The following is a 25,820-nucleotide window of genomic DNA, read 5'->3' as shown; positions in this document are numbered from 1 at the left end:
AAGCTCAAACCAGAAGCCATAAGGTAGTGCATCTGTTAAAAACTTCTAATCGGATTGATCCACTTATGCCTACCCTGCGTATCTTTTTGTAAACTGTCACATAAAGAGGCTGGAATGTTCGACGAACCCCGGGGCGTACGGAAGAAAATCGCGATTGTAGGTGCAGGCATTTCGGGACTTTCCGCCGCTTACTATCTTTCAGAAAACAACGACGTGACAGTCTATGAGGCCGAACCTCGGCTTGGTGGCCATGCCCGCACGGTGATGGCCGGAAAGAACGGGGATCAACCGGTCGATACGGGCTTCATCGTCTTCAACTATGCGACATATCCCTACCTGACCCGGCTGTTTGATGAGCTGGGCGTGCCCGTGATCGAAAGCGAGATGAGCTTTGGCGCGACAATCGACAATGGCCGCATTGAATACGGGTTGAACAATCTGCGCACACTGACCGCTCAAAAGCGCAATCTGGCGCGTCCGGCTTACTATAAAATGATCGCTGATATTCTGCGGTTTGGCAAAGAAGCCCCCGAAGCCGCCAAGGACGATGACACCACGATTGGCGAATTGGTGGACCAGCTGCGGCTGGGTCACTGGTTCCGGCACAATTATCTGATGCCGATGTGCGGTGCCATCTGGTCTACTCCGGTCGAGTTCGTGGATCAGTTCCCCGCACGCTCTTTGGTGCAGTTTTTCCGCAATCACGCTTTGCTGGCAAGTGGTCGTGCGAACCAGCATCAATGGTACACGGTCAAAGGCGGCAGCATAGAGTATGTCCGCCGGATCGACGCGGCCCTTCGTGCGCGGGGGGCGGAAATACGTCTGGCCAGCCCCGTTCAGAATGTATCCCGTGACGAGATGGGCGTCACCATCCACAGCCAGGGCGCCGTGGATCAGTTCGATGAAATCATCCTGGCCACCCATTCGGACCAGTCGCTTGCCATTTTAGGTGATGGCGCGACCCCCGCGGAAGCCGCTGCATTGGGCGCAATCCGCTACCAGCCCAATACGGCCATATTGCATTGTGACCCAGGTCAGATGCCAAAGCGGCGCGCCTGTTGGTCAAGCTGGACCTATCGTTCGCAAGCCGGAGATGTGGGGGTAACCTACTGGATGAACCGGCTTCAGAACATTCCGGACAGTGACCCGCTGTTTGTAACGCTGAACGCTTCATCAGAAATTCCCGCGGAAAAGATCTTTGACCAGGTCGAATTTGCCCATCCGGTCTTCGACAAGGCCGCCCTGAAGGCGCAGGGGCAAATCCGCGAGATGCAGGGACAGAACCGAACTTGGTTTGCCGGTGCTTACAACCGGCACGGATTTCACGAAGACGGGATAGCCAGCGCGATGCATGTCGTTGCTCGAATAAATGGCGCCCCGCAAACCATCGGAGCTGAAAATGGCATTCCTGGGAAAGACCCGGCCCTATCTGTTGCCGCTGAATAAGGCGATATGGCGCACAGCGTTTCTTGCACTTTCCTTGCTGATCCCCAATGGGCTGGTCGCGTCACCGGTCACGGAAGAACTGAACGATGCCCAACTGCGCGGAACCGCGACGTTCCGCTATCTGGGTTTGCCAATCTATGACGCCAAACTCTACACGCCCAAAGGTGCGCCGTTCAGTTGGAGCGAAGATATCGCCCTGCAACTGACCTATCGCAAGAACATCAAGAAGAAAGCGCTGGTCAACTCGACACTTGACGAGATGGACCGCATCGGCCGTTCAGCACCCGTTCGCGACCAACTGAACCGGTGTTTCAAAGCCGTGGCAAAAGGGGACAGTTATCTGGCGGTTTCTGATGGTCCCGACAAGGTCAGTTTCTGGCTGAACGGGCAAAAGACCTGCACCATGGCGTATCCGGGCATCAAGCGCAGTTTCATGTCCGTGTTCCTGGGAGACAACACGCGGTCCGCGTCTTTCACGCGCAGGCTACAGGGGCGGTGATGCTCTATCCCCGGGTCAGTCTCTATGCGTTGATGCTCGCTGCGGCGGGTATCCCGCTTTATATCCACTTGCCGCGCTTTGCAGCCGTGAACCTGGGTATTGGCCTTGGGGTCATTGGTACGGTGCTGCTGGTGATCCGTTTGGTGGATCTGGTGCAGGATCCGCTGATCGGTTGGGCAATCGACCGATGGCCCGGCGGCCAGCTTGCATTTGCGGCGATGGCGGCTTTGGGGCTGGCGATCGGGTTTCCCCTGCTTTTCAATCTGCCGCAGGGTGCCAGCGTGCCGGAACTGGTCGCGATCCTGATCTTGCTGTTCTCGGCGTACAGCCTGGGAACCATTCTTCTATATGGTCGCAGCGCAACTCTGGCGAAGCGAACCGATCCGAAAGAGCTGATGACACTGGCCGCCTATCGTGAAGGCGGGCAGTTGACCGGGGTGGTCATCGCAGCCAGCGCTCCGGCCCTGTTGGTTGCTTTCGGGGCACACTCCCAAGGCTACCCCGCATTCGGAGCGTTTCTGGGGCTGCTGTCCGTTCTGACCCTGATACTGACGATCCCGATCTGGCGTCGCAGACCGATCACCGGCTCAGGCCTGTCCTTTGCAGGTCTGGGTCAGGCCGGTGGCTTGCGCCTTCTTGCGCTGGCTTTGGTCAACAGCCTCCCGGTTGCCATAACCTCCACCCTGTTTCTGTTTTTTGTGGAAGACCGGCTGCAACTGCCGGGCAAGGCAGGTCCTTTGTTGATCCTGTTCTTCCTGAGCGCAGGCGCGAGCGTCCCGCTCTGGGCAAAGCTCAGTAACAGAATTGGCCCGAAACAGACTCTGATCATCGCCATGCCCCTCTCAATCGCCGGCTTTATTGGCGCTGCCACACTGAGTGCAGGAAACCTTGCGGGGTTTGCAATGATCTGTCTCGCCTCGGGCGCGGCGCTGGGCGCGGATATGGTCGTATTGCCGGCCATGTTCTCGGTCGTGCTTACACGGGCCGGGCTGAACGCATCAGCCGCGTTTGGCATCTGGTCCTTCGCTGGCAAACTGGGCCTCGCCCTGGCTGCCTTTTTCACTCTGCCGCTGCTGGAACGCAGCGGTTTCACCCCCGGTCAAACCAATTCCGCACAGGCACTGGAAACACTCAATCTTGCCTACGCGGTGCTGCCCTGCATCCTGAAAGTCGGAGCGTTCGGGATGGTGTTGACCCTGCCCACCGAGGTCACAAGCAAATGAACGCTTTCACAATCATCCTTCTGGTCCTTCTGACCGCTGTCTTCATCCGTGCAAGGCTGCTGAGCTTTCGCGCGCAATCGCCGTCCGATTACAGTGGCACTGGGCCAGATTTTTCCCTGAAAAAGCACCTGAACGGAGAGATCTTGTCCGAGGGCCTGATCTATGGCCCCAACGGCAAAATGTCGAACAGCTTTGTCGCGCGCATGTCCGGCGAATGGCAAGGCAACTCGGGCACGCTGACCGAATACTTCACCTATTCCAACGGAAAACAGATGACCCGCAAATGGTACCTGACGCTGGGAACCGGCAACACGTTCACGGCAATAGCGGATGATATCGTGGGCGAAGGTCGGGGCATCATCTCGGGGTCCACGGTGAAACTGACCTATCGTATCATTCTGCCAGATGACGCTGGTGGACACACACTGGATGTCACCGATTGGATGTATCTGACAGAAACCGGCGTCATCATGAATCGGTCCGAGATGCGCAAGTTTGGCGTCAAGGTCGCGGAACTGATCGCCACAATGCGTCCAAGCCCCAGTTCGAAACCGATTCATCCAAGTGGGTCAAACGGGTATGACGCGACTTCGGAAAGGAAGCCGTTGCAATGATCACCTTTCGCTCTTTCATCGCCTGCGTCGCCATCGCAAGCCTTGCACTTCTGGCGGCCTGCTCCAGCAAACCGAAGGTACCCAAAACGTTTCTGTCGGACCGACAGTTGAACCTCGAGGAATTTTTCGAAGGCAAAACAGTGGCCTACGGTCAGTTTCAGGATGTTTTGGGAAATATCCCCCGCAGATTCACGGTTGATATCGACGGGACATGGGACGGCGAAACCCTGACACTGGTCGAAGACTTCGTCTACGACGATGGCGCGACGGAACAACGCATCTGGACATTGACCAAAACCGGAGAGGATGCGTGGACCGGTACGGCTCCTGGCGTACTGGGTACCGCCAGCGGGATTGAACGCGGGGATACGTTCAACTGGAAATACAAGATCGACCTGCCGATCAAGGACGGGACCATGCGTGTCAAATTCGACGACTGGATGTGGCTGCTGGATGACGACCGTCTGCTGAACCGCGCCTATGTCTCACGCTATGGCGTCCGTCTGGGTGAAGTCATCCTGTTCTTCGAGAAGAAATAGGGCTGCCAGGCCCGGTTTCATCACAAAAGTCAGTAGAAAATAAACTCGTCCACCAATGCTGTCGTCGATCCCTTGACCTCACCGGCCGTGTTCGCCCTTGGCCCGTCCGGGGCTGCACCCTCGGCGCGTTCGCAGCCGTCGACCTTCAAGCGCGCGCGTTCTATCTGCCCCCAGAGGAAAAACAGGCCATCTCGTTTTCCCATGAGGCGCGAAGGAACTGTTGTCCGCAAAACACCTGTTTTCGGTTTTGGCATCTGCTCTCTTACTGCCTCCGGTGTTTTCCACCATTTTCGGAAAACGTAATGGTTTTTCCCGAAAAAGACAATTTTTTATGGACAAAATGAGGTTTTCTACCGGCCGTTGACAGGATGGACTGGCAACTCTCGCATGACGGATATTGGCCTTTTTCACCTGCCCCATTGAAAGCCAGCACTATCCCGAACGGATCAACTTCACCTAAAAGGGTTTGCTGCAAACCTCCTTCATTTGGCCTGACACTCTCTTTTCCAGCCATGCTCAGGCGACGCCCAGCGTTTCGTTTCTGATCAGAGCAGCCGGGCCTTCGCCGTCGCGGTTGGGGGACAATTAGGCGGCGCCGATGTCAGACGTGGCCGCATCCATCGCAAGGCCATCGGCCACCGCAAAACGCCATGCCGGCGGGCCTGCCACGCCCCTGTGCCAAGGACTGTGATCCCGGCGCCGTCCACGCTGCCGGAAAATTTCCATGTCTGTTTTGAAACCGGAAATGTCGCAAGCATTTCAGCGCCCAAGCGGGTAAAAAGTAGGCTGCCATCGTGAGGTGCCGCTGTTTGATTCTCAGACAGCGGAGAATTGGGAAGCCGGTGGAATTCCGGCACTGCCCCCGCAACGGTAAGGAAGGTCAGGTTCGACAATCAACCACTGGGACGAGGATCCCGGGAAGGTGTCGCAACCGGGTGCAAGCCCCTTTCAAGTCCGGAAACCAGCCTCTCAGATATGTCAAACCGCGGGTGGCGGTGGGGGCACGGATTTCGGACGTGGTGCTCGCGCGCCTCCGGACGGTTCCTCCCTGTCACCTGCCCAAGCAATGCCGCGGGGCGCGGCAGGAGAGCCAGAAGTGAACAACATGCAAAGCCTGTTGGCGCGTCGAAACCCGGGTTACGCTCTGGAGCAGGCGTTTTACACCGATCCCGAGATTTTTCAGACCGACCTTGAAACCATCCACTACCGCGACTGGCTATTTGCCATTCCGGCGTGTGAGCTGGTGAAGTCGGGCGATTATGTCACCTATAATGTAGGCGCCTACCGCGTGATCATCGTACGGGGTGCAGACAATCAGATCCGCGCCTTTCACAATACTTGTCGCCACCGTGGATCGATCATTTGCAAGGCCGCAAAGGGTAATGCGCCCAAGCTGGTATGCCCCTATCACCAATGGACCTATGAGCTGGACGGCTCTTTGCTGTGGGCCCGCGACATGGGGCCGGACTTTGATCCCAAACAGCATGGTCTGAAGACTGTCCATTGCCGCGAGCTTGCCGGGTTGGTCTATATCTGTCTGGCGGATGAGGCTCCGGATTTCGACGTGTTCGCCAATATCGCCCGCCCGTATCTTGAGCCGCATGATCTGGGGAATGCCAAGGTCGCCTTTGAAAGCTCGATCATCGAGAACGGCAACTGGAAACTGGTCTGGGAAAACAATCGCGAATGCTATCACTGCGGCGGAAACCACCCTGCGCTGTGCCGGACCTTCCCTGATGATCCGGGTGTGACGGGGATCGAAGGTGGCGAAACCCCAGCCTATATGCAAGCCCATTTCGACAGGTGCCAGGCTGCGGGTATGCCATCGCAGTTCTATCTGCACGAGGACGGCCAATATAGACTGGCGCGGATGCCACTGAAAGAAGGGGCCGAGAGCTATACGATGGACGGGAAATCCGCCGTGCGCCGTTGGTTGGGCCGGTCGCCCTTTGCGGATGCGGGATCGCTTTTGAAGTTCCACTATCCGACCACGTGGAACCACTTTCTTGCCGATCACTCGATTGTTTTCCGCGTCACGCCGATCGGCCCGACAGAGACCGAGGTCACGACCAAATGGCTGGTCAACAAGGATGCGGTTGAAGGCGTTGACTATGACGTGAAACGCCTGACCGAAGTCTGGGTCGCCACGAATGACGAAGATCGACAGGTGGTCGAGGACAACCAGCAGGGCATCAACAGCCCGGCCTATGTGCCCGGCCCATATTCAGCCATTCAGGAATCCGGTGTGCTGCAATTCGTGGATTGGTATTGCAACACAGTGTCGGCCCGCCTGGCCCCTGACTCAATGGCGGCGGAGTAAGTCTGATGAAAGACCTGAACACGCTTTCATCAGCCGTCTGGCAGGATGGAGAGATGCTGGAATGTGTCTCGGTCGTGCCCGAGATGCCGAACACTGCCAGCTTTTCGTTCCGTGCCCCCTCGGGGGCGCAGTTCGCCTATCACCCCGGTCAGTTCCTGACGCTCGAGATTCCGGCGCCCGACCAGCCCGGAGGCGTTGTGCATCGCACCTACACGATCTCATCGTCGCCGTCGCGGCCGCGGTCGATCACCATCACCGCCAAAGCGCAACCCGACAGTATCGGCACGCGCTGGATGCTTGACAATCTTCAACCCGGCATGCGGATCAAGGCCATTGGGCCTGCGGGCCTGTTCACCAACGCGTTGAGCGATGCGCGCAAGTTCCTGTTTATCTCGGCTGGCTCAGGCATCACACCGATGATGTCGATGACCACCTGCATGTGGGACGAAGGCCGCGATCTGGACGTTGTCTTCATCAACTGCGCCAAAAGGCCATCCGAGATCATCTTCCGCCAGCGCTTGGAACAGATGGCCAGCCGCACGGATGGTTTGGACCTGAAATTCGTGGTGGAAGAGCCGGACCGCTACCGCCCATGGACGGGATATCAGGGTCAGTTCAACCAATTGATGCTGGGGCTGATGGCGCCGGATTACCTTGAGCGCGAAGTCTATTGCTGCGGTCCTGAGCCCTTCATGCAAGCGGTACGCGACGCGCTGGCCGGTCTTGGTTTTGATATGAACAACTACCATCAGGAAAGCTTCGGCGCGCCGGTGGAAACCGAGGCGGATCAGCCCGAGTTGGATGACGTTGTTCTGGACGACGACAGCAGCGCCGAGATCCTGTTCGCGACCTCGGGCGTGACGGCCAAGGTTGCCGAGACCGACACGGTGCTTGCCGCCGCCCGCTCGGTTGGCCTGAACATTCCGTCAGGCTGTACCTTCGGCGTGTGCGGGACCTGCAAGGTCAAGAAAACTGCCGGAGAGGTCCATATGGTCCACAACGGAGGGATCTCGGAAGACGACATCGACGCGGGGTACATTCTGGCCTGCTGCTCGAACCCGATCGGCAAGGTTAAAGTCGAGGTTTAGGTGCTTCGCATCCCGATCAAAGCCGCAGCGTGGCTGACACCCGCTGCGGTTTTCGGCGCGGTTTTTCTGCCCGTTGCAGAACGCGGGCCAGATCGGGTCGCCGGATGTCCGGCGCTTTCGGGGCTTTCCCGCCATCTCACAGACGCGGCGCGAGCATCTGCCTTTGTCTTCGCCGGCCATTATGCTGTTATCGAAAACGCGAGAAGAGAGAGCCCCACAATGCCCGTGGTTGTTCCCCGCGGCCGTTCCTGAGCACCCTTACAAGGGTTTGAAGAAGTTCTGGCGGTCAGTCAAATGACCGCACATCTGGAAAAACAACGAAAACATGATCACAGGCACGCGCCTCGCAGACGACCCCTTGCGGCAATAAGCTCAAGCTGACGACTTCATCGTCCGCAGACCGGTTGATCAATCATGGCAGTGGATAATGTGTTCGTCGGCGCGGTGTCGAAGCTTGGGCCCGGAGCCAATACGCTAAGCTTGTCCGAGAGTAGGTTTAAGCGATTGGATGAGCGTCATCAAGCCAGAGAACCCATTCACCCAGACGCACCAAAGCGGCGTTGGTTCAGTTGATCTATCAGAAAACGGGTACTTTGCGTGTTGTCCAACTGTTGCTTGGCCATAGCAAGACGGACAGTACAGTGCGTTACCCGGAATGGACGCGCAACAGCAGCCAAGACGTCCATTTTATTGGTCAGAGGCTGCCCCTGATGTTCCTCGAATTGTCAGGGTTGCAGAATACTCGAAATGACGAACTGGCATTTCAGGTGTTCGCATGCGGTCCAGAAGGATCTCGGCCAATCGCGTACCCAATTTTTTTGGGTTGATCGCCATTGTTGTGAGGCCAGGCGTCGAGACGGCGGCATCTTCGATATCGTCGAAGCCTACTACTGAAAAGTCACGCCCGGGTTTCAAGTTGGATTGGATCAAGCCAAAGCATGCCCCAAGTGCAACAACATCGCCATTGCAAACAACGCCTGTTACCTCAGGGTGTCGCTGACGAAGTGCGGTGATTGCTTCAACACCAGAGCGTTTGGTTTCTTCGCATGGCCAGATAACCGGATGCACGCCGCCCAATTTCTCCAAGGCACTCAGGTAACCGGCGATGCGCTCTTCGCGCACAGACGTTTGTTCGGTTCCGCCTAAGTAGGCGATGTGCCTGTGCCCCAAGTCAATCAAGTGTTGTGTGGCCTGCACGAGGGCCTCTTTGTTTAGAACACCAACGTGATCCAGAGACTGAGACACCTTTCGCATGAATGTGACAGCAGGAACACCGTGAGCATCCAGAAGCCCCATGGCGTCCCCGCTGGTGTTGAGTGCCGGAACCCAGATCAGACCACGTCGACCAAATCTGATGCAGGCTTCCAGAAGGCGGTCCTGGCGTTGAAGGTCTCCTTGAGCATCGAGGACCGAAACCATAAAGCCCTCGGCCTCCAGCAGGTTAACAGCGCCGCTAACGACCTCTGCGTTGAACGGGTTTGCCAACTTGTTAAGGATAAAGCCGATTTCGCGATTGTCGCCCGATCGCATTGTGGCCGCAGCGTGATTTGGAACGTATCGAAGCCGCTTAGCCGCGCTCAAAACTTTTTGACGCGTTTTTTCTGAAATTCGACCTGTGTCGCGCAAGACCTGACTAACAGTTGGAACTGACACGCCAGCTTCTTTGGCAACGCTGGATAGGGTGGGTTTCTTCGCCATGGATGAGTTTTTTCAGGTATAACGTTTTGTCTATTTTGCAGTCGAAATCGAATACTTCAAGTAAAATATGGAAAAATAAACGGGCTATCCGACTTGACTCATGATAAAACGATATATCATAGTGCCAACATTCGCCATAGACTGATCCAAGATTGTCGGCGAGGGAGGGAGGTTGCCAGATTTTGGCCAGCCTCAGACAAACGGAGGAAAACATGTCCATTCAATCGAAACTTGCGGGTGCCGTATCAGGTTTGGCTATTCTTGTTGGCGCAGCTGCCGTACAAGCCGAAACTCTGTTCTGGTCGACCCAAGCCCGTCCTGCTGAAGAGGCGCAAGCCATGCGGGCCGAGGTGCTTGGTGGATTTGATGGCGAAGTTGATTACCAGCCAAACGAAGATGGCCCTTGGTTGACCCGGCTCCAAGCCGAGTTGCAGGCGGGCTCGGGTAGTATTGATCTGCTGGGGTCTTTGCACGGCAACTTCTCGGCAATGAACCCTGATGATCTGATGGATCTCAGCGATCTGGGTGTGATGTCGGCGTCGGACACTTTCAACGATCTGGCTAAGCTGGGAACGGACAGCCTGCAATACATGCCGTGGATGCAAGCGAGCTATATCATGGCCGCCAACAAGGAAGCGCTGCAATACCTGCCAGAAGGTGCAGACATTAACGCGCTGACCTATGACCAGTTGATCGCATGGACAGCCAATGTCGAACAAGCGACTGGTCAGAAGAAATTCGGTTTTCCGGCTGGGCCCAAAGGGTTGAAACACCGTTTTTTCCAAGGCTATCTTTACCCCTCCTACACTAACGGTGTCGTGCGAACGTTTGCTTCGCCCGAGGCTGTGACCGCATGGGAGAAGTTCAAAGAGCTTTGGAGCCATACGAACCCTGCATCAACCAACTTCTCGTTTATGCAGGAACAGCTATTGAACGGAGATGCGTGGATCGTCTTCGATCACACCTCACGCCTGGCGCAGGCATTCAATGAACGCCCCGATGATTTCGTCGCCTTACCGGCGCCCGCAGGTCCGACCGGCCGTGGCTTCATGCCTGTTCTGGCAGGTGTTGCCATCCCGCGCACCGCGCCGGATGCAGAAGGTGCCAAAGCTCTAGTAACTTATCTGATGCAGCCAGAGACGCAGATCGCAACTCTGAGAGCCACTAACTTCTTCCCTGTAGTTGACGTCGAGTTGCCAGACGATTTGCCGCCTTCGGTAAAAGCTGCCGGTGAAGCCGTTGCCAAGATGAGCGGTTCGGCAGATGCCAATCCTGGATTGTTGCCCGCAGGTCTGGGCAGCATGGGTGGTGATTTCAATCGTGTCTACGTAGATACGTTTGAACGCATTGTTCTGGCTGGCCAGCCCATCGAGCAAGTCTTGAATGATCAGAAGAAACAGCTTGAAAAAATCATGACCGAAACCGGCGCGCCCTGCTGGGCACCTGATGCGCCTTCGGAAGGCGCGTGCCCGGTCGAGTAAGACCTTCCAACGGTCGGGCCACTGAAATAGCGGCCCGGCTCCCCAGCATTTTCCCAACTTGAAGGAGCGGTCCGATGGAAGCGCGGCTATTGCCATACCTTCTGATCCTCCCGGTGACTCTGTTTCTCTGCCTGTTCTTTCTTTACCCGTTTGCGTTGGTGGCGCAGCAGGCTTTTGGAACCGAGAGCGGTTTCTCACTGGATAATTTTCGCGAGGTTGTGAACTACTGGAAGTTCCCGATTTCAATGAAGAACACTTTTCTTCTGGCAGCGGCTGTGGTGCCGATCCAGTTGGCCCTTTCGCTTCTGATGGCCACAATGGTCACGAAGATGCAAAGGGGTCGCGATCTGGTTCTGTACATTTGGACCATCCCGCTGGGCATTTCGGACCTTGCAGCTGGTATCATCTGGTTGGCTATCTTCGAGCAGTCAGGCTTCCTGAATTCGATGATGGTGGGATTGGGTGTCACTGACCAACCTGTGAGTTTGCTGAGCTATCAGACCCCCTGGATTGTATTCCTTGCGATTATGCTGGCCGAGATTTGGCGCGCGACCGCGATTATGCTTGTGATCCTTGTGGCGGGCATCGGTCTGATCCCCAAGGAATACTACGAGGCTGCGGATGTGTTTGGAGCCTCGCGCTGGAAGCAATTCACGCGGATCACCCTGCCCCTTTTGCGCCCGTCCCTGCAAACGGCACTGGTCCTGCGCGTCATCCTTGCCTTTGAGGTTTTTGCCGTGGTCGCCGCCCTTGGGGGCACGATTTTCCCGGTGCTTATGGGCGAGATCTACGCCTATCAGTTTGATCTGCAAAATGGCGGTGCAGCAGCAGCACTCGCGATCATCGTTCTGATTATCTCGATCGTCTTCACTCTGATCATTATGCGCGCCTTGCGCGTCCCGAAAGGAGCCACGATATGACGGCTGTTGCAGACGTAGTTGCCCCCGACGCGCGTAAGGCGGGCAAAGGGCTTTACCGGGCCGGGGTTATCCTGCTGTGCGCCTGGGTGATCGTCCCGCTCTACCTATTGTTTGTGAACACGATGTCCTCACCGGATACTGTGAACAGCTTCCCCAAGAGCTTCCTCCCGGAATTTGACATGGGATCCTTGGAATTCTTTGCGGGGTTCCAGGGAATGCTGGCGGCACTGTGGAATTCAGTTGTGGTTGCTTTGATGACGATGGTGATGTCCATCGCGATCGGAGCCCCGGCTGGGTATGCCCTGTCACGGTTCGACTTCCGGGGGAAGGAACTGTTCCGCCTGTTGATCCTGCTGACACGGGCTTTCCCACTGCCACTGCTGGCGTTGCCTCTGGCGGTTCTCTTTATCCGCACGGGTCTGGATGACACAGCCTTCGGTCTGGCCCTTGTCCACACCACACTGGCAATCCCCTTTGCGGTGCTCATAACCTTTTCGCTATTCTCAGGTATTCCGCTTGAGCTGGAAGAAGCGGCCTGGACATTGGGCTGCACGCGTCTGACCGCCTTTACCAAGGTGATCCTGCCGTTGGTCCTCCCGGGGATCACGGCCTCGGCTATCTTTGCCTTCGTGATCTCGTGGAACGAGGTTTTCGCGGCCGCCGTTCTGACCATCGAAAACCGGACGCTTCCCGCGTTCCTGTTGCAGACCCTGGGCGAAGCACCGCTGCATCTGAAATTTGCAGGCGGGTTCATTCTCGTGGTGCCTGCACTGATATTCATCTTCGCCGTGCGCAAATATCTCTTTGCCATGTGGGGTATTGCCAACCGCTGAGCGGTGGCTGAAAGGAAACTGTTATGGCTGAAATACAGATCAAAAACATCGCCAAGAACTTTGGGTCCTACCAGGCTCTGTACGACATCAACCTGACCATCTCGGATCAGGAATTCATGGTGCTTTTGGGTGCTTCGGGCTGCGGCAAGTCCACGCTTTTGCGTATCATTGCCGGGCTCGAGACAGCGACCACCGGCGAGGTCTGGATCGGTGGTCGCCGGGTGGATCACCTGTCGCCAAAGGATCGCGGTATCTCGATGGTGTTCCAGAATTACGCGGTGTTCCCGCATCTGACGGTGTTCGAAAATATCGGCTTTGGTCTGCGGATGCAGAAACTGCCCGATGAGGAAGTCAAACGTCGGGTCGAACGCACCGCTGGGTTGATGCATATCGAGCAGCTTCTGAAGCGCTATTCGGGCGAGCTTTCGGGGGGTCAGCGCCAACGGGTCGCCGTTGCCCGTGCGTTGGCGATGGAACCGGATGTGATCCTGATGGACGAGCCGCTGTCTAACCTTGACGCATTGTTGCGGATGGAGATGCGGGCCGAGCTGAAGGGTGTTCTGGCTGAAAGTAAAACCACAGCAATCTACGTGACCCACGATCAGGTCGAAGCTATGTCCATGGCTGACCGGATCAGCGTCATGCATCAGGGCAAAATAGTTCAGGCCGCCTCGCCTATCGAGGTGTACCGGGATCCTGCGGCCGAGTTTGTGGCCGGCTTTATCGGCAATCCGCCAATGAACTTCCTTCCTGCCGAAGCAGCGGGTTCCGGGCGTTGGAATGTGGCAGGGCAAAACATTGACGGGCCGGCAAACGGCAAAGAGCTGAAATGGGCGATTCGACCGGAAGATCTGCGCATTGCAGATCAGGGTTTCGGAGCGCGGGCCAAAGTTGTGGAGCCTCTGGGCGCGCACTTGCTGGTGACTTGCGATGTGGACGGGCACCAATTCCGCGCTGTGCTGGATAGTGAGCTCGACGTGAAACCCGGTGACGTACTCACCTTGGCGCCGCAAGAGGGTCGCGGACGCTGGTTTGACCCCAAAACAACTCTGGCCGTTGCGTAAAGGAGAACCACGATGAGCCAAGTGCTGATCGATCAGGCCTGCAAAGTAATGGAAGGCAACGACCGTGGCAGTTATACCGTGCCTACCCACGGTCTCTATCCCTTTCAGTGGAACTGGGATAGCGCATTGTCTGCGTTAGGCTTTTCGCATTTCGACATGGACAGGGCTTGGGTCGAGGTCGAGACCCTAATGGCCCATCAGTGGGAAGACGGTATGGTGCCCCATATCGTATTTCACGAACCCGATGATGGGTATTTCCCCGGTCCTGACGTCTGGCAAACCGGCCAAGCTGTGCCGACGACCGGTATCACCCAGCCGGCGGTTGCGGGTCTTGCCCTGCGCAAACTCTATAATCGCGCCGAAGACAAAGCCGCCGCCCGGACGCGGCTTGCTGAACTTCTGCCCAAGGTCCACGCATGGCATCAGTGGTTTTACCGCAACCGCGATCCAGAAAACACCGGGCTGGTGGCAATCATTCACCCGTGGGAATCCGGGCGAGACAACTCGGTGGACTGGGACGAAGGGCTGGATGCTGTACCGACTGAGGGCATAGCACCGTTCACGCGACGCGATACAACACATGCCAATCCCGATCATCGCCCGACAGATGATCAGTACCAAAGGTATATCTGGTTGGTGGAACACTTCCGCGGATTGCGATGGGATAACACAAAACTACATGACGCCTCGCCTTTCCGATTGGTTGACCCGGGGTTCAATGCCATCCTTATTCGGTCTTGCGACGATGTTGCGGAATTAGCGGAGATTTTGGGTATTCCTGCCATGGCCTCTGAAGCGCGCGAAATGGCCACCAAGGGCCGTGAAGCGTTGGAAAGCTTATGGAATGCAAATCTTGGACAATACACGTGTTACAACCGCGCTGCCGGGATTCTGCAAGACACGCCAACGGTCGGCGGGTTACTTGCGGCAATTGCTCAGGTGCCTCCCGAGCGTGCCGAAGCCCTGGTGCGAAGGATCGCCTTGCTGTCCGAGCGATGCGATTATCTGGTGCCAAGCCACGACCCGGCGGATGACGCCTTTGACAGTAAACGCTATTGGCGTGGACCGACATGGCTGGTCGTGAACTATATGATTGCCGAAGGGCTGATCCAATCAGGACAGCAAGCAATGGCACAACGTATCCTTGCTGGCAGCTTGCGCCTCATTGAGAAAAGCGGCTTTGCGGAATACTATGATCCCATCAGCGGTGAACCGTGTGGGGGTGGAGATTTCACTTGGACAGCGGCAATGGTGATTGAAATTCTCAAGATTCAAAAAGTGCCCGCATGAAACGTTCGCGCATCAACGAGATTATGGCGCAAGCAAATGAGCTAATTCGCTCTCACGGTTTCACATTGCCGCCGTTTGCCTATTGGACGCCAGAAGAATTTAAGGCTCGTGAAAGCGATGCCCGTCACGTGATCGACGCGCGTTGCGGTTGGGATATCACTGATTACGGCGACGGCGATTTTGATCGGATGGGCCTGTTTCTTTTCACCCTGCGCAACGGTCTGCAGAGCGACTTGGCAAAAGGCGGCGGCATGTGTTACGCTGAGAAGCTGTTGATTTCACGGCAGGATCAGCTTTCGCCGATGCACACGCATGTTCTGAAGGCAGAAGATATCATCAACCGTGGTGGCGCGACCCTAGTGATCGAGCTTTTCGGCTCGGATGATACCGGTGGTTTTGCAGAGGATCGCGGCGGCGTAGTCTGGCTGGATGGTATCCGCCGCGATTACGGCCCGGGCGAGAAACTGCGCCTGGCCCCTGGTGAAAGCGTCACCCTTCGCCCTGGTGATTGGCACGCGTTTTGGGGCGAAGGTGGCGATGTGCTGATCGGCGAGGTCTCGACCGTCAATGACGACGAGACCGACAATGTTTTTCGCGACCCAATTGGCCGATTTGCCGAGGTTCAGGAGGACGTCGCGCCAACACATCTTCTGGTCAGCGATTACTCAAAATGGCTAGGCTGATTGATGAAGCCATTGGAGGAGTTCGTGGCGTCTTGGCGCGAACTTAACGCTCTCTATCCGAGTTTGGCCGGTCACCCTTTACCGAAAATTGGCAATATCTATCGGCTTCATTTGCCCGTTCGCTGCGTTGTGCTTCAACAGCTGGAAACGCGAACAACGCCACGGTTTTAGGATCACCACGATATTCAATTCGCCTGAAAATTAGACGTTACTTACGACGACAGTATCAAATCGAGCCTGAACGACTTGAAAATTCTGATTTGAGCGTGAAACTTAACACATGAGTGAGTATTTTGATGAAATGTTCAACGGCGATGGATCACTCAGAGGTCCATATGAAGAGATCGGCCGCTGGTTCAATGCTGAAGACGTATCACGGCTGAGGGCGAAACAGCGTGAAGCCGAAGAAGTTTTTAGGCTGACGGGCATCACCTTTAATGTTTACGGCAAAGCAGAGGCAGAAGAACGACTGATACCGTTTGATATCGTGCCACGTGTCATTTCGGCACGAGAGTGGCAGCGGCTGGAACGAGGTATCGAACAGCGAGTTCGGGCAATCAACGCGTTTCTTCATGACATATACCACCGTCAGGAAATTGTTCGCGCTGGCCGTGTGCCAGCTGAGATGATCGCCGCAAACGAAGCGTTCCTGCCGCAGATGTTGGGCATCACGCCACCTGGTAAGGTCTATACGCACATAGTCGGTGTTGATTTGGTGCGAACCGGGCCGGACGAGTTTTTTGTGCTGGAAGACAATGCGCGTACGCCGTCCGGTGTGAGCTATATGCTCGAGAACCGGGAAACGATGCTCAAAATGTTCCCGGAACTGTTTAGCGCCACAAATGTCCGGAATGTTTCCGATTACCCGCGTAGTTTAAGACGGTCCTTGGCTGCATGCGCGCCAGCTTGCGCCGAGGGAGAGGCCACTGTCGCCGTGTTGACGCCTGGCATCTACAATTCAGCCTACTACGAGCACGCCTTCTTGGCAGATCAGATGGCCGTGGAATTGGTCGAAGGTCACGACCTGCGGGTTGTAAACGGGCGTGTCTGCATGCGCACCACCAGAGGTTATAAACCCATTGACGTTCTCTATCGCAGAGTGGATGACGACTTTCTGGACCCGTTGAATTTCAACCCCGAAAGCGCATTGGGCGTGCCGGGTATTCTGGACGTTTATCGCGCTGGCGGTATCACGATTGCGAACGCCCCGGGAACAGGCATAGCCGATGACAAGGCGATCTATTCATACATGCCTGAAATCGTTGAATTCTACACGGGTGAAAAGCCCCTGCTTCAAAATGTTCCCACGTGGCGTTGCAGCGATCCCGAATCTCTGTCCTACGTACTGGACAATCTTTCCGACCTTGTTGTGAAAGAAGTGCACGGGTCTGGCGGCTACGGGATGTTGATCGGCCCGACCGCCAGCAAGAAAGAGATTTCAGCTTTCCGCGACAAGCTCAAAGCGCGGCCAGCGAACTATATTGCTCAGCCGACACTGTCGCTTTCAACCGTTCCGATCTTCGCGCGCTCGGGGCTGGCCCCCAGACATGTCGATCTGCGGCCTTTCGTATTAGTGTCGCCTGAGGGGATCAAGATCACTCCCGGCGGCCTGACCCGCGTGGCACTTAAAAAGGGGTCATTGGTCGTAAACTCGAGTCAGGGCGGTGGAACCAAAGACACCTGGGTTCTGGAGGACTGACCATGCTGGGAAAAACTGCTGGTGGGTTGTTTTGGATGTCCCGCTACCTGGAACGAGCGGAAAACACGGCCAGGCTGCTTGAAACAGGTCAGCGGATGGCGTTGACCCGCACCAAGAATTCGACCGAAGAATGGGGTTCTGTTCTGAAAACGGCCGGCGTTCTGGATGGGTACCACGCCAAATACGATGATGTTTCGAAAGACAACGCGGTGGATTGGATGATGCGTGATGCGGATAATCCATCCTCGATCAAATCAGTCATCAAGCAGGCAAGAGACAATGCGCGTCTTGTTCGAACCGCACTGACACACGATGTTTGGAGCGCAGTAAACTCTACCTGGATGCAGATTGATGATGTCATGAAGCGCCGCGTGAATGAGCGGGACCTGCCTGCGACGCTGGAGCTTATTCGCCAACAGGCGGCCCTGGTTCGTGGCGCTACATTGGGCACGATGCTACGCAATGACATTTTCGACTTCACCCGCATTGGTACGTTCGTCGAACGAGCCGACAATACCGGACGCATTCTGGACGTGAAATACTACGTTCTTCTGCCCACAGCTTTCTCAGTTGGCTCATCACTGGACAACATCCAATGGGAAAGCATTCTCCGTTCCGTCGGCGCTGGCGGAGGATATCGAATGACCCACGGTGAGAAAACCCAGCCGTCTGATATCGCACAGTTTTTGATCTTGGATCAGCGAATGCCGCGCAGCCTTCACTTTTGCTGCAGAAAAATTCAAGAAAACCTTTCTTACCTAAAGAAAGACTATGGCTTTGCCGGGCCTTCCTGCGAGGCCTCGAATGGCCTCTACGAGAAATACCTGGATCAAAAAATCTCTGAAATCTTCGAAATCGGTCTGCATGAGTACATTCAGGATTTTCTGACAGATCTCGGCAGCTTAAGTCGACAGATCGAGGTTGATTACAGGTTCTACGAGTAGCCAATGAAACTGCACATTCGACACGAGACACGATACGATTTCGATGCACCCGTTCCCTTCGGGCTGCAACAGCTGAGAAAGACACCAAAGTCATTTCGCAACCAGAACATTGTAAGTTGGAGCACCCAAATCACTGGCGGGCGCAAAGAACTGACTTTTGAAGACTACCACCGCAACACCGTGGAATTGATCAGTTTCGACGTAAACACCCAAAGCATCTTGTTGATTTCAGAAGGCGTTGTAGAAGTGGAAGACACACATGGCGTCCTCGGGCGTCACGAAGGGTCGACTCCATTGTGGCTATTCAAAAGGAGCACCCCGCAGACAACGCCGGGGAAAGGGGTTGCCGAAGTGATAGGCGCGTTGCCCAAAGGCGAACCGCTGGAAAAGATGCATGCCCTTTCCGAAAGCATTCGCACTCAGGTCGTGTACGAGATTGGAAGTTCGCACCCGGGCTGGAGCGCAGAAGACGCGCTCGAATCCGGGTGCGGCGTGTGTCAGGACCACGCGCATATTTTCATTGCCTGCGCGCGACAGATTGGAGTTCCTGCACGCTATGTATCGGGTTACCTGATGATGAACGAAACGGAACTACAGGACGCGACCCATGCCTGGGCCGAGGTGCACTTGGACGGGCTTGGGTGGGTTGGGTTCGACGTTTCAAACGGGATTTCACCTGACGATCGATACGTACGCGTCGCGACCGGTCTGGACTATTCCCAAGCTGCCCCAGTAATAGGGAACAGAATTGGGGCAGCGGGTGAGCAATTGACAGTGCAGTTGCAGGTCGCACAGCAATAACGGAGAATTTGATGACCTATGCTGTGGGTATGCGGCTGAATCGCGGGTTGGTGTTCATGTCCGACACGCGCACGAATGCAGGCGTCGATAATGTTTCGACCTTCAACAAGATGTTAAATTGGACAGTTGATGGCGATCGGTCGATCACTATCCTAACGGCCGGAAACCTTGCGACTACTCAGGCCACCATAAGCCTTCTGGAAGAGCGGACCAAAGCGCCAGAAGATCGCTCGCCGTCCATACTGGAAGCACCGACAATGTTCCAAGTCGCGCAACTGGTCGCGGCTACGTTGAATGACGTCATACAGGAGCATTCCCAATCCGGTCAGCAAGCCGACAGCGCCTTTCATGCGACACTCATCTTAGGTGGCCAGATCAAAGGCGGCCCGTCTCGCCTGTTTCTGATCTACCCCGAAGGCAACTTTATCGAGGCTGGCGCTGACACTCCGTTCTTTCAGATTGGAGAGACGAAATACGGTCGTCCAATTCTGGTGCGCGCTTATGATCCGGAGATGAGCTTTGCGGAAACTGTGAAACTCCTGCTTGTCAGCTTCGACTCCACGATCAAGGCCAATCTATCTGTCGGAGCTCCGCTTGACCTTCTTCTTTACGATGAAGACAGTCTTGAAGGCGGCACACGGTCCAGATTCGAACCCGACGATCAGTACTTTCGCACCATTTCCGAGGTGTGGGGCGACGCGTTGAAATCGGCCTTGTCCAAGCTTCCAGAATACAAACCAGAGCGAAAGCCAAACGATTGAGCGTCCGCTTTGTCCGCATCGCCGACTTTCGCTGAGCTTTGCTTGAGTGTCTACTTGGCGGGCTAGGCAGACGATGGTTTATTCGATCGCACCCGTGTTTCTGCCCGCAATAAAAGCGCGCCGTGTTTGCCAAATTCGGAAGAACAGCGTTGAATCTGAAAGGGATTAACCTGAGTTGTCGACGCGCGCTTGGATAGTAACACTGATTTCGAAGCACATTGTTCTTGTTGCTGGAGTGGACGCCTGAAAGCTTTACTTCAGGCAACTCATGAAGCTTGCATTTCCCTCTCCGGCCAGAACTCGTCCACTATGACATAAGCGACAATCACGAAGAAAGCGGCCCCTGCAACTTGCAAAACGCGCGTGATACTTTTGACGTCAGCTTCATCCGAAAACGGTGCAACCGACCCACCGTAAACAATCAGAACCGTTGTCAACGCCGAACCGGCTGCTGCCGCGAGTGCGGCCTGAGACTTCCCAAGCGCTCCCAGGGTGAAGCAGAAAAACAGACATAATAAAATGGGCGTCAGAATAACCGGTGCGATCACGTTCACCTCGTAACAAATGATCGACACCGCTGCCCCAAGCAGGTTTGCCGTAAGCATAGCTTTGGCGACGGCTTTTCCCATCGACGGCATGGCGGCCAGTTGCTGGCTCAAAAGAGCGACAAAGAACAGAACCAGCAAAGCAGATGCCCCGGACACAAAAAACACCATGGCAAATGGAAGCGTCACAAGCGACATTCTGACGATCCGCCGGTACCGGTCAAAATCTGGTGGCGCGTCGGCTTTCTTTTGGGCGACTGTTTGAGGTTCCGCTGGGATCATCACAAACATCAGCGTGGATACGAAACCTGCAAATAGCAGGTTAATCGGTATCCAAAATACAAGCACAAGCGCCAGATCCTGCGATTGCAAAACGAGGTTCGGGATCATCAACGCCCCCATGAGTGCTATGACACCGGGTAGAACTCCGGCCCCTGAAACTGACCACATGAAGGACAGGATGATCCCGATGGCAACCAGAATAAGGAATACCACGGGATAGGGAGCGAAAACGGACGACAACAGGAATGAGATGAACATCAATCCTATAGAGAAAACAAACAGCTTTGCGAATGCCGCCAACGGCAGCGCGGTGGGCGCTTGTAGGAACAGCGCGGTGAAAACTGCTCCCACAACCGCCAAAGGCCACCCAAGAAACAAGCCCAAGGCGAAAACGCCGGTCACACCCAGCGCAAGCCGGATAACGGATTTTCGATCCTCAATAGGCATAGGATAGTATTGAGACCAAACGGATATAGGTCCGGCCGACCACATTCAGCAGGGAATTGTCGCTCAAATACATGATCACGTCGGCCTGCCCGTTGAGTTGGAAGCGCAGTTCGTCTTCGGCGTTTCCGGCCTCGTATCCCGGCAGCACGATCCGAACGGGAAACCGTTCTGGTTCGCGCAGAAACCCCTTGGTACTTGGCGGGCTGGCCAACTGGCCAGGTTCATCGCCACCGCTCAAGGATACAGCCGCGCTGAAGCTCTCAATGACACCCGGGATAATTTGACCGGGGTGCATATCCAACACGACATCAACAGGAGAACCCACCCCAGCCCGGCCTAGGTTGTTTTCCGTAAAATACGCCTCTATCCATATGTCGGTTGCATCCAGGAACGTCAAAAGGTCCTGACCGGACCGTGCATACGTACCCGGGGCGATCAACAGATTGGATATGACACCCGTCGCCGGAGCACGCAGTTCAGTCCATTCCAGGTTTAGCTCTGCATCCGCCAAGGCAGCTAACGCGCGCTGAATTTTTGGATTTTCGATCCCGTCGTCACCCAGCCTCTGCTTTGCTTTTTCAAGATCCGCTTTGGCGTTCTCGTAATTTGCCTCGGACTCTGCCAGTTGACCTCGGGCATCGTCGGCTTTTGAGACGGCGATCAATCCCTTTCTTTCCAGCGCAAAAACACGCTCTGTTTGAATGCGTATTGTGTCCAGATCGCTCTGGGCCCGCGCCAGTTTGGCTTGCGCGGCTCTTACCTCTGCCGAGGATGCACCCACCTCCTGCGTTGCCGCTTCCAGATCAGCTTCCGCCTTGTTGCGTTGAATTTCGTAGGGCCTGGGGTCGATCCGAACCAGAATATCACCTGCCGAGACGATCTGTCCGTTTTCGACAAGAACTTCGGTCACTGTACCCGTGACCTGTGGAACGATCTGGGTCGCAATGGCCTTTACTCTGGCATTCCCGGTAAACGGCGTTTTTCGGTCAGCGACAAGATACCAGACAAGAAAAACAAGAATGACGGCCAAAGTGGTCCAAATCGTCTTTCTCATTTCGTGGCTCCTTCAGCCGCGCTTTCAGCTTCTGCAGGGGCGTCGATCCAGACCTTGAAAAGCTCATAAAACACGGCAAACAGAACAGGTCCCATAAAAATGCCGATCAAGCCATAGGCCATCATGCCGCCAAGAACACCAATGAGTATGACCAGCATTGGTGTTTCGAGGCCTTTTGAGATGAATACAGGCCTTAGGAAGCTGTCCATTATCGCAACGGGAATAGCCAGTATTGTGAAGATCAACGCGGCACCGCCGGACATGGTGCTCCAAGCGTAAATAATCACTGGCAAAAGAACCAAGCCGGGCCCGATCTGGATAATCGAGAGGATCAAACAGATAAACGCCAGCGTGGCGGCCGAGCCAATTCCGAACAGCGCCAACAATATCCAAACCACGACCGCCTGAATCGCAGCCACGCCAATCACACCTTTTGTCACGTTGCGGATCGTAGCGCCGGCAAGTGTAACGAACTCACCGCCACGGGGCGCAAAGACACGGTTGGCAAAGCGCTGCAGGCCTTGCACCAGACTTGGACCAGGGCTGAACAAAGCCCCCATGATCAAGACGGACAGGGCCAACGCCAAGAGCCCAAGCCCGATGCTTAGCACCTTTCCGAACAGTGATTTGGTGATCTCAAGAATCTGCGCGCCGTATTTGGCAAGCGCGCCGTCAAGGTTTCGTTCAAACAAGCCCCAGACTTCAGCAATTTTGTTTCCGACCAGCGGCAGCTCCTTTAAGCCATCGGGTGCCGGTGGGACTTTTAGCTCGCCGTTGTCAGCTTGTTCTGCAAATCCAGACCCAAGTTCGGCTGCTCCGGATACCGCTGTCGCGACCGGCCCCAAGGTCAGAACGAGGCCCAACAACACCAGTATCGTCGTCGCAAGCTTCTTTCTTCCGCCCAACCTGGACTGCAGCCAATCGAAAACCGGATAGAGTGCGACGCACAGGATCGTCGCCCAGATGACCACGCTTGCCAGCGGGGCGACCATTACCAAAGCGCTGTAAAGGAATAGCCCGAGAAACAGCAATCTAATCGCGAGATCGACAATCTTCGCGTCCTGAGTCTTTTCCATACCATCCCTCCAACATTTGTTTGTTCAAACTTTACACTCAAAAAAATTAATATGTATATTTAAAATACCAAAAAACCTGCAACCATTTGAAGTATATCGCAAATCCGGATTTCAGAGGGGCTGTTCGGTCGACGAATTGCCTGCGTATGAAATCGCAGTGGCTCGGCGGGGCAAAACTAGTTGTCCTCTTGCTTGTCGTCCTGGGACAGGATTGTATCTGCCACCGTAGTCGCTGCGGTCACGAAGATACCGAGCCCAACGATGATGTAAAAAATTGTAAATATTTTCCCTGCCGCTGTTTCAGGAGAAAAGTCACCGAACCCAACGGTCGAAATTGTCACAACAGAAAAATAGATAGAGTCAAGCCAGCTCCAACCTTCGACATAACGGTAAAACACCGACGCCCACAGGATCATGCCAGCTGTGAATGCTAGAAGGCCCTTCACCCTGCCGTCTTTAAAGGCGACGCCTATACCTCGCGTAATTCTCGTTAGTGAATTCATAACGTAAGAATACCAAGGGATTTATACATACATAGAATTTTTTGAATTTTCTTGCATTTTTCCAAAACCCTGTTGCGCTCCCACCGTGGGTGTCGGGCAGGAATGTTAACCAATTTCTCGCTCAATCGCTTTGGGATTACTCAAGTCAATTCTGTTTTTAATCACCCGGCAAAGTCGGCAATGGGCTCGGCAGAGTCATGCGGTGCACTCGGCGTGAACGACTGCTTCGCGGACAAAGCCGCCGTTCATTCTCTCCCTTGGACTGCGCCAATTTTCAGTCCAAGGGGATGATTTGCGCGTTTAAATTCGACAGAACGTTGTCTTTGAATTCAAGCTCACTGGCTTTCGTCAGAGCTATTGATTGCCGGCACGACTGGTGAGTTCCTCCATAACGTTGTCGAGGTTAAAGCTGCCGGGTTTTTGCCTTGGCGGAAACTCCTCGAAGCTTTGCAACCACTGCCCAACGTAGGCGGCAGCAGGAGCTATCGCGAACATATGTTCAAGGAACCAGCGCTGGTAACCCATAGCGTTCTCTTCCTCGGCTCTCTCGAACGGATCACTCCGTAAGTTTGAAAGCATCGGTGCGCGCAACACCTCGAAAGGTGAGAGCCAAACATCAAGTCCATGTGCGTTCTGTTTTAGGAATGTCACCTTGTACTGTTCATAGCGCAAGGCGGCTACGCTGCCATCGTCAGTCCAATAAATGAATTCACTGCGTGGCCAATCATCAGTTTCACCTGAGAGCGACGGAAGTAGATTGTAGCCGTCCAGATGTGCCTTGTATTGGCGACCGATCGCTTCAACGCCACCATCAAGTAGCCTTTCTTTGATGTCTGGCTCGCCGACAGAAGCCATAATGGTTGGCAACATGTCCGCATGTGAAGCTACGCCATTGATCTTCGATCCCGGCTCGATGACGCCCGGCCACTTGATGACAGTCGGGACACGATAGCCACCTTCCCATTGCGTGTTTTTCTCGCCGCGGAAAGGGGTAGTACCACCGTCCGGCCACGTGAAGGTCTCGGCTCCGTTGTCTGTTGAATACATTACGACAGTGTTTTCGGTGATCCCAAGCTCCTCAAGTTTATCAAGTAGTACACCGACGTGCCCATCATGCTCGACCATGCCGTCAGGATAAACACCAAGTCCCGTCACTCCGTCGGAGTCTTCCTTAAGATGCGTAAAAATGTGCATGCGAGTGGAATTCCACCAAAGGAAGAAAGGCTTGTCCTGTTCAACAGCTCTATCCATGAAGTCCAACGCACTTGCCGTGACTTCTTCGTCAACGGTTTCCATGCGTTTTTTTGTAAGCGGCCCGGTATCCTCGATCGAGCCATCTGCGGTCGATTTGATCACCCCGCGCGGGCCGAAATTCTCCCTAAAGGATTCATCCTTGGGATAATCTGGATTTTCAGGCTCTTCTTCTGCGTTGAGGTGGTAGAGATTCCCGAAAAATTCATCGAAACCGTGATTGGTGGGGAGGTGCTCGTCACGGTCACCTAGATGGTTTTTGCCAAACTGGCCTGTCATATACCCGTGGTTTTTGAGTAGTCCAGCGATGGTGGGGTCTTCCACGGGCATGCCCTCAGGTGCGCCAGGAAGGCCGACCTTCGTCAAACCCGTACGAATGGGAGATTGTCCAGTTATGAAAGCCGCTCGTCCTGCAGTACAGGACTGCTCTCCGTACCAGTCAGTAAATAGCGCGCCTTCTTTGGCTATACGGTCGATGTTGGGTGTCTGATAACCCATCATGCCATGGTTGTAGGCACTAATATTCCAAAACCCAATGTCATCTCCCCAAATAATCAGGAAGTTCATAGGAGGTTCATCTTGTGCGTAAACGGCCGTAGCGGTTGCGGCAAATAATGCCGCTACTATGGTGGATTTTGTTTTGTACTTCATATTCGTCCTCCCAAAATTTCTTGTTATCACCGAATAACCTACCACAAGTTCGAAGTTTTTTGTTGGGACCCTTGTGGTTTCCAGGATTTCAGGCGGAAATGCGCAAGT

At 55.0% G+C, this 25,820-nt stretch carries 26 protein-coding genes, 1 pseudogene and 1 riboswitch; of the genes and pseudogenes, 18 read left to right on the top strand and 9 right to left on the bottom strand.

The window, feature by feature from the left end; genetic code table 11:
- The first annotated feature begins 114 nt into the window (after positions 1–114).
- From ACR0E2_RS12475 to ACR0E2_RS12455, 5 genes are read left to right on the top strand one after another with little or no spacing between them, the layout of a single operon-like run.
- Complete coding sequence (locus ACR0E2_RS12475; protein ID WP_480446620.1) at positions 115–1,446, top strand: NAD(P)/FAD-dependent oxidoreductase; 1,332 nt, start codon at positions 115–117, stop codon at positions 1,444–1,446.
- Positions 1,400–1,945, top strand: a complete 546-nt coding sequence (locus ACR0E2_RS12470) for a hypothetical protein (protein ID WP_253283522.1) — start codon at positions 1,400–1,402, stop codon at positions 1,943–1,945. The genes ACR0E2_RS12475 and ACR0E2_RS12470 overlap by 47 nt, the downstream gene beginning before the upstream one ends.
- A complete protein-coding gene (locus ACR0E2_RS12465; RefSeq protein ID WP_480446619.1) occupies positions 1,945–3,168 on the top strand; it encodes an MFS transporter in 1,224 nt (407 codons plus the stop codon). The genes ACR0E2_RS12470 and ACR0E2_RS12465 overlap by 1 nt, the downstream gene beginning before the upstream one ends.
- Positions 3,165–3,782, top strand: a complete 618-nt coding sequence (locus tag ACR0E2_RS12460) for a DUF3833 domain-containing protein (protein ID WP_480446618.1) — start codon at positions 3,165–3,167, stop codon at positions 3,780–3,782. Before ACR0E2_RS12465 ends, ACR0E2_RS12460 begins: the two co-directional genes overlap by 4 nt.
- Positions 3,779–4,321: a DUF3833 family protein gene (locus tag ACR0E2_RS12455; RefSeq protein ID WP_480446617.1), complete on the top strand. Its 543-nt coding sequence runs from the start codon at positions 3,779–3,781 to the stop codon at positions 4,319–4,321. The genes ACR0E2_RS12460 and ACR0E2_RS12455 overlap by 4 nt, the downstream gene beginning before the upstream one ends.
- Positions 4,322–4,350: 29 nt before the next feature.
- On the opposite strand, the gene ACR0E2_RS12450 is transcribed toward ACR0E2_RS12455, so the two are convergent.
- The 3 genes from ACR0E2_RS12450 to ACR0E2_RS12440 form a co-directional block, all read right to left on the bottom strand.
- Positions 4,351–4,524: a hypothetical protein gene (locus ACR0E2_RS12450; protein ID WP_480446616.1), complete on the bottom strand. Its 174-nt coding sequence runs from the start codon at positions 4,522–4,524 to the stop codon at positions 4,351–4,353.
- 59 nt (positions 4,525–4,583) lie between these two features.
- Positions 4,584–4,835: a hypothetical protein gene (locus tag ACR0E2_RS12445; RefSeq protein ID WP_480446615.1), complete on the bottom strand. Its 252-nt coding sequence runs from the start codon at positions 4,833–4,835 to the stop codon at positions 4,584–4,586.
- A gap of 71 nt (positions 4,836–4,906) precedes the next feature.
- A complete protein-coding gene (locus ACR0E2_RS12440) occupies positions 4,907–5,047 on the bottom strand; it encodes a hypothetical protein (RefSeq protein WP_480446614.1) in 141 nt (46 codons plus the stop codon).
- A 54-nt stretch (positions 5,048–5,101) separates the two neighbouring features.
- Positions 5,102–5,305, top strand: a riboswitch (cobalamin riboswitch).
- A 121-nt stretch (positions 5,306–5,426) separates the two neighbouring features.
- Between ACR0E2_RS12440 and ACR0E2_RS12435 the strand changes: the two genes are divergently transcribed.
- The 3 genes and pseudogenes from ACR0E2_RS12435 to ACR0E2_RS12425 form a co-directional block, all read left to right on the top strand.
- Positions 5,427–6,641, top strand: coding sequence for an aromatic ring-hydroxylating oxygenase subunit alpha (locus ACR0E2_RS12435; RefSeq protein ID WP_480446715.1), 1,215 nt, complete (start codon positions 5,427–5,429; stop codon positions 6,639–6,641).
- A 5-nt stretch (positions 6,642–6,646) separates the two neighbouring features.
- Positions 6,647–7,729, top strand: a complete 1,083-nt coding sequence (locus ACR0E2_RS12430; protein ID WP_480446613.1) for an FAD-binding oxidoreductase — start codon at positions 6,647–6,649, stop codon at positions 7,727–7,729.
- Between the two features lie 518 nt (positions 7,730–8,247).
- Positions 8,248–8,379 (top strand): annotated as a pseudogene (locus ACR0E2_RS12425) (integrase); the annotation flags it as partial.
- A 37-nt stretch (positions 8,380–8,416) separates the two neighbouring features.
- On the opposite strand, the gene ACR0E2_RS12420 reads toward ACR0E2_RS12425, so the two are convergent.
- Positions 8,417–9,427, bottom strand: coding sequence for a LacI family DNA-binding transcriptional regulator (locus ACR0E2_RS12420; protein WP_152459490.1), 1,011 nt, complete (start codon positions 9,425–9,427; stop codon positions 8,417–8,419).
- Positions 9,428–9,639: 212 nt separating this feature from the next.
- Here ACR0E2_RS12420 and ACR0E2_RS12415 point away from each other — a divergent pair, with 212 nt between their 5' ends.
- The 10 genes from ACR0E2_RS12415 to ACR0E2_RS12370 all read left to right on the top strand — a co-directional run bounded on the left by ACR0E2_RS12415 (position 9,640) and on the right by ACR0E2_RS12370 (position 19,903).
- Positions 9,640–10,908, top strand: coding sequence for an ABC transporter substrate-binding protein (locus ACR0E2_RS12415; RefSeq protein WP_480446612.1), 1,269 nt, complete (start codon positions 9,640–9,642; stop codon positions 10,906–10,908).
- 74 nt (positions 10,909–10,982) lie between these two features.
- Positions 10,983–11,828, top strand: a complete 846-nt coding sequence (locus ACR0E2_RS12410) for a carbohydrate ABC transporter permease (protein WP_152459492.1) — start codon at positions 10,983–10,985, stop codon at positions 11,826–11,828.
- The gene (locus ACR0E2_RS12405; RefSeq protein WP_152459493.1) at positions 11,825–12,661 is read left to right on the top strand and encodes a carbohydrate ABC transporter permease; all 837 of its coding nucleotides are present in this window, start codon (positions 11,825–11,827) and stop codon (positions 12,659–12,661) included. Before ACR0E2_RS12410 ends, ACR0E2_RS12405 begins: the two co-directional genes overlap by 4 nt.
- Positions 12,662–12,684: 23 nt before the next feature.
- Complete coding sequence (locus ACR0E2_RS12400; RefSeq protein ID WP_480446611.1) at positions 12,685–13,725, top strand: ABC transporter ATP-binding protein; 1,041 nt, start codon at positions 12,685–12,687, stop codon at positions 13,723–13,725.
- 12 nt (positions 13,726–13,737) lie between these two features.
- Positions 13,738–15,015, top strand: a complete 1,278-nt coding sequence (locus ACR0E2_RS12395; protein ID WP_480446610.1) for an amylo-alpha-1,6-glucosidase — start codon at positions 13,738–13,740, stop codon at positions 15,013–15,015.
- Complete coding sequence (locus tag ACR0E2_RS12390; protein WP_480446609.1) at positions 15,012–15,698, top strand: D-lyxose/D-mannose family sugar isomerase; 687 nt, start codon at positions 15,012–15,014, stop codon at positions 15,696–15,698. The genes ACR0E2_RS12395 and ACR0E2_RS12390 overlap by 4 nt, the downstream gene beginning before the upstream one ends.
- A 280-nt stretch (positions 15,699–15,978) precedes the next feature.
- The gene (locus ACR0E2_RS12385; protein WP_480446608.1) at positions 15,979–17,397 is read left to right on the top strand and encodes a circularly permuted type 2 ATP-grasp protein; all 1,419 of its coding nucleotides are present in this window, start codon (positions 15,979–15,981) and stop codon (positions 17,395–17,397) included.
- Between the two features lie 2 nt (positions 17,398–17,399).
- Positions 17,400–18,341: an alpha-E domain-containing protein gene (locus ACR0E2_RS12380; RefSeq protein WP_171230007.1), complete on the top strand. Its 942-nt coding sequence runs from the start codon at positions 17,400–17,402 to the stop codon at positions 18,339–18,341.
- Positions 18,342–18,344: 3 nt separating this feature from the next.
- Positions 18,345–19,142: a transglutaminase family protein gene (locus tag ACR0E2_RS12375; RefSeq protein WP_480446607.1), complete on the top strand. Its 798-nt coding sequence runs from the start codon at positions 18,345–18,347 to the stop codon at positions 19,140–19,142.
- An 11-nt stretch (positions 19,143–19,153) separates the two neighbouring features.
- Entirely contained in the window at positions 19,154–19,903 is a 750-nt protein-coding gene (locus ACR0E2_RS12370; protein ID WP_480446606.1) for a proteasome-type protease, read from the top strand.
- Positions 19,904–20,169: 266 nt separating this feature from the next.
- On the opposite strand, the gene ACR0E2_RS12365 is transcribed toward ACR0E2_RS12370, so the two are convergent.
- The 5 genes from ACR0E2_RS12365 to ACR0E2_RS12345 all read right to left on the bottom strand — a co-directional run bounded on the left by ACR0E2_RS12365 (position 20,170) and on the right by ACR0E2_RS12345 (position 25,712).
- Positions 20,170–21,177 (bottom strand): DUF2955 domain-containing protein, encoded by a 1,008-nt coding sequence (locus tag ACR0E2_RS12365; RefSeq protein WP_171640269.1) that lies wholly within the window; start codon positions 21,175–21,177, stop codon positions 20,170–20,172.
- Positions 21,167–22,231, bottom strand: a complete 1,065-nt coding sequence (locus tag ACR0E2_RS12360) for an HlyD family secretion protein (protein ID WP_171640271.1) — start codon at positions 22,229–22,231, stop codon at positions 21,167–21,169. Before ACR0E2_RS12360 ends, ACR0E2_RS12365 begins: the two co-directional genes overlap by 11 nt.
- Positions 22,228–23,307 (bottom strand): AI-2E family transporter, encoded by a 1,080-nt coding sequence (locus ACR0E2_RS12355; protein WP_171230012.1) that lies wholly within the window; start codon positions 23,305–23,307, stop codon positions 22,228–22,230. Before ACR0E2_RS12355 ends, ACR0E2_RS12360 begins: the two co-directional genes overlap by 4 nt.
- 176 nt (positions 23,308–23,483) lie before the next feature.
- A complete protein-coding gene (locus tag ACR0E2_RS12350) occupies positions 23,484–23,810 on the bottom strand; it encodes a potassium channel family protein (RefSeq protein ID WP_171230013.1) in 327 nt (108 codons plus the stop codon).
- A 354-nt stretch (positions 23,811–24,164) separates the two neighbouring features.
- On the bottom strand, positions 24,165–25,712 hold the full coding sequence (locus tag ACR0E2_RS12345) for an arylsulfatase (protein ID WP_480446605.1): 1,548 nt from the start codon (positions 25,710–25,712) through the stop codon (positions 24,165–24,167).
- Between the last annotated feature and the right edge of the window lie 108 nt (positions 25,713–25,820).

It is taken from the genome of Ruegeria sp. A4 (genome assembly GCF_056543025.1).
Note: the sequence above shows the minus strand (reverse complement) of the source record. Positions and strands in the feature narration are given on the sequence as shown.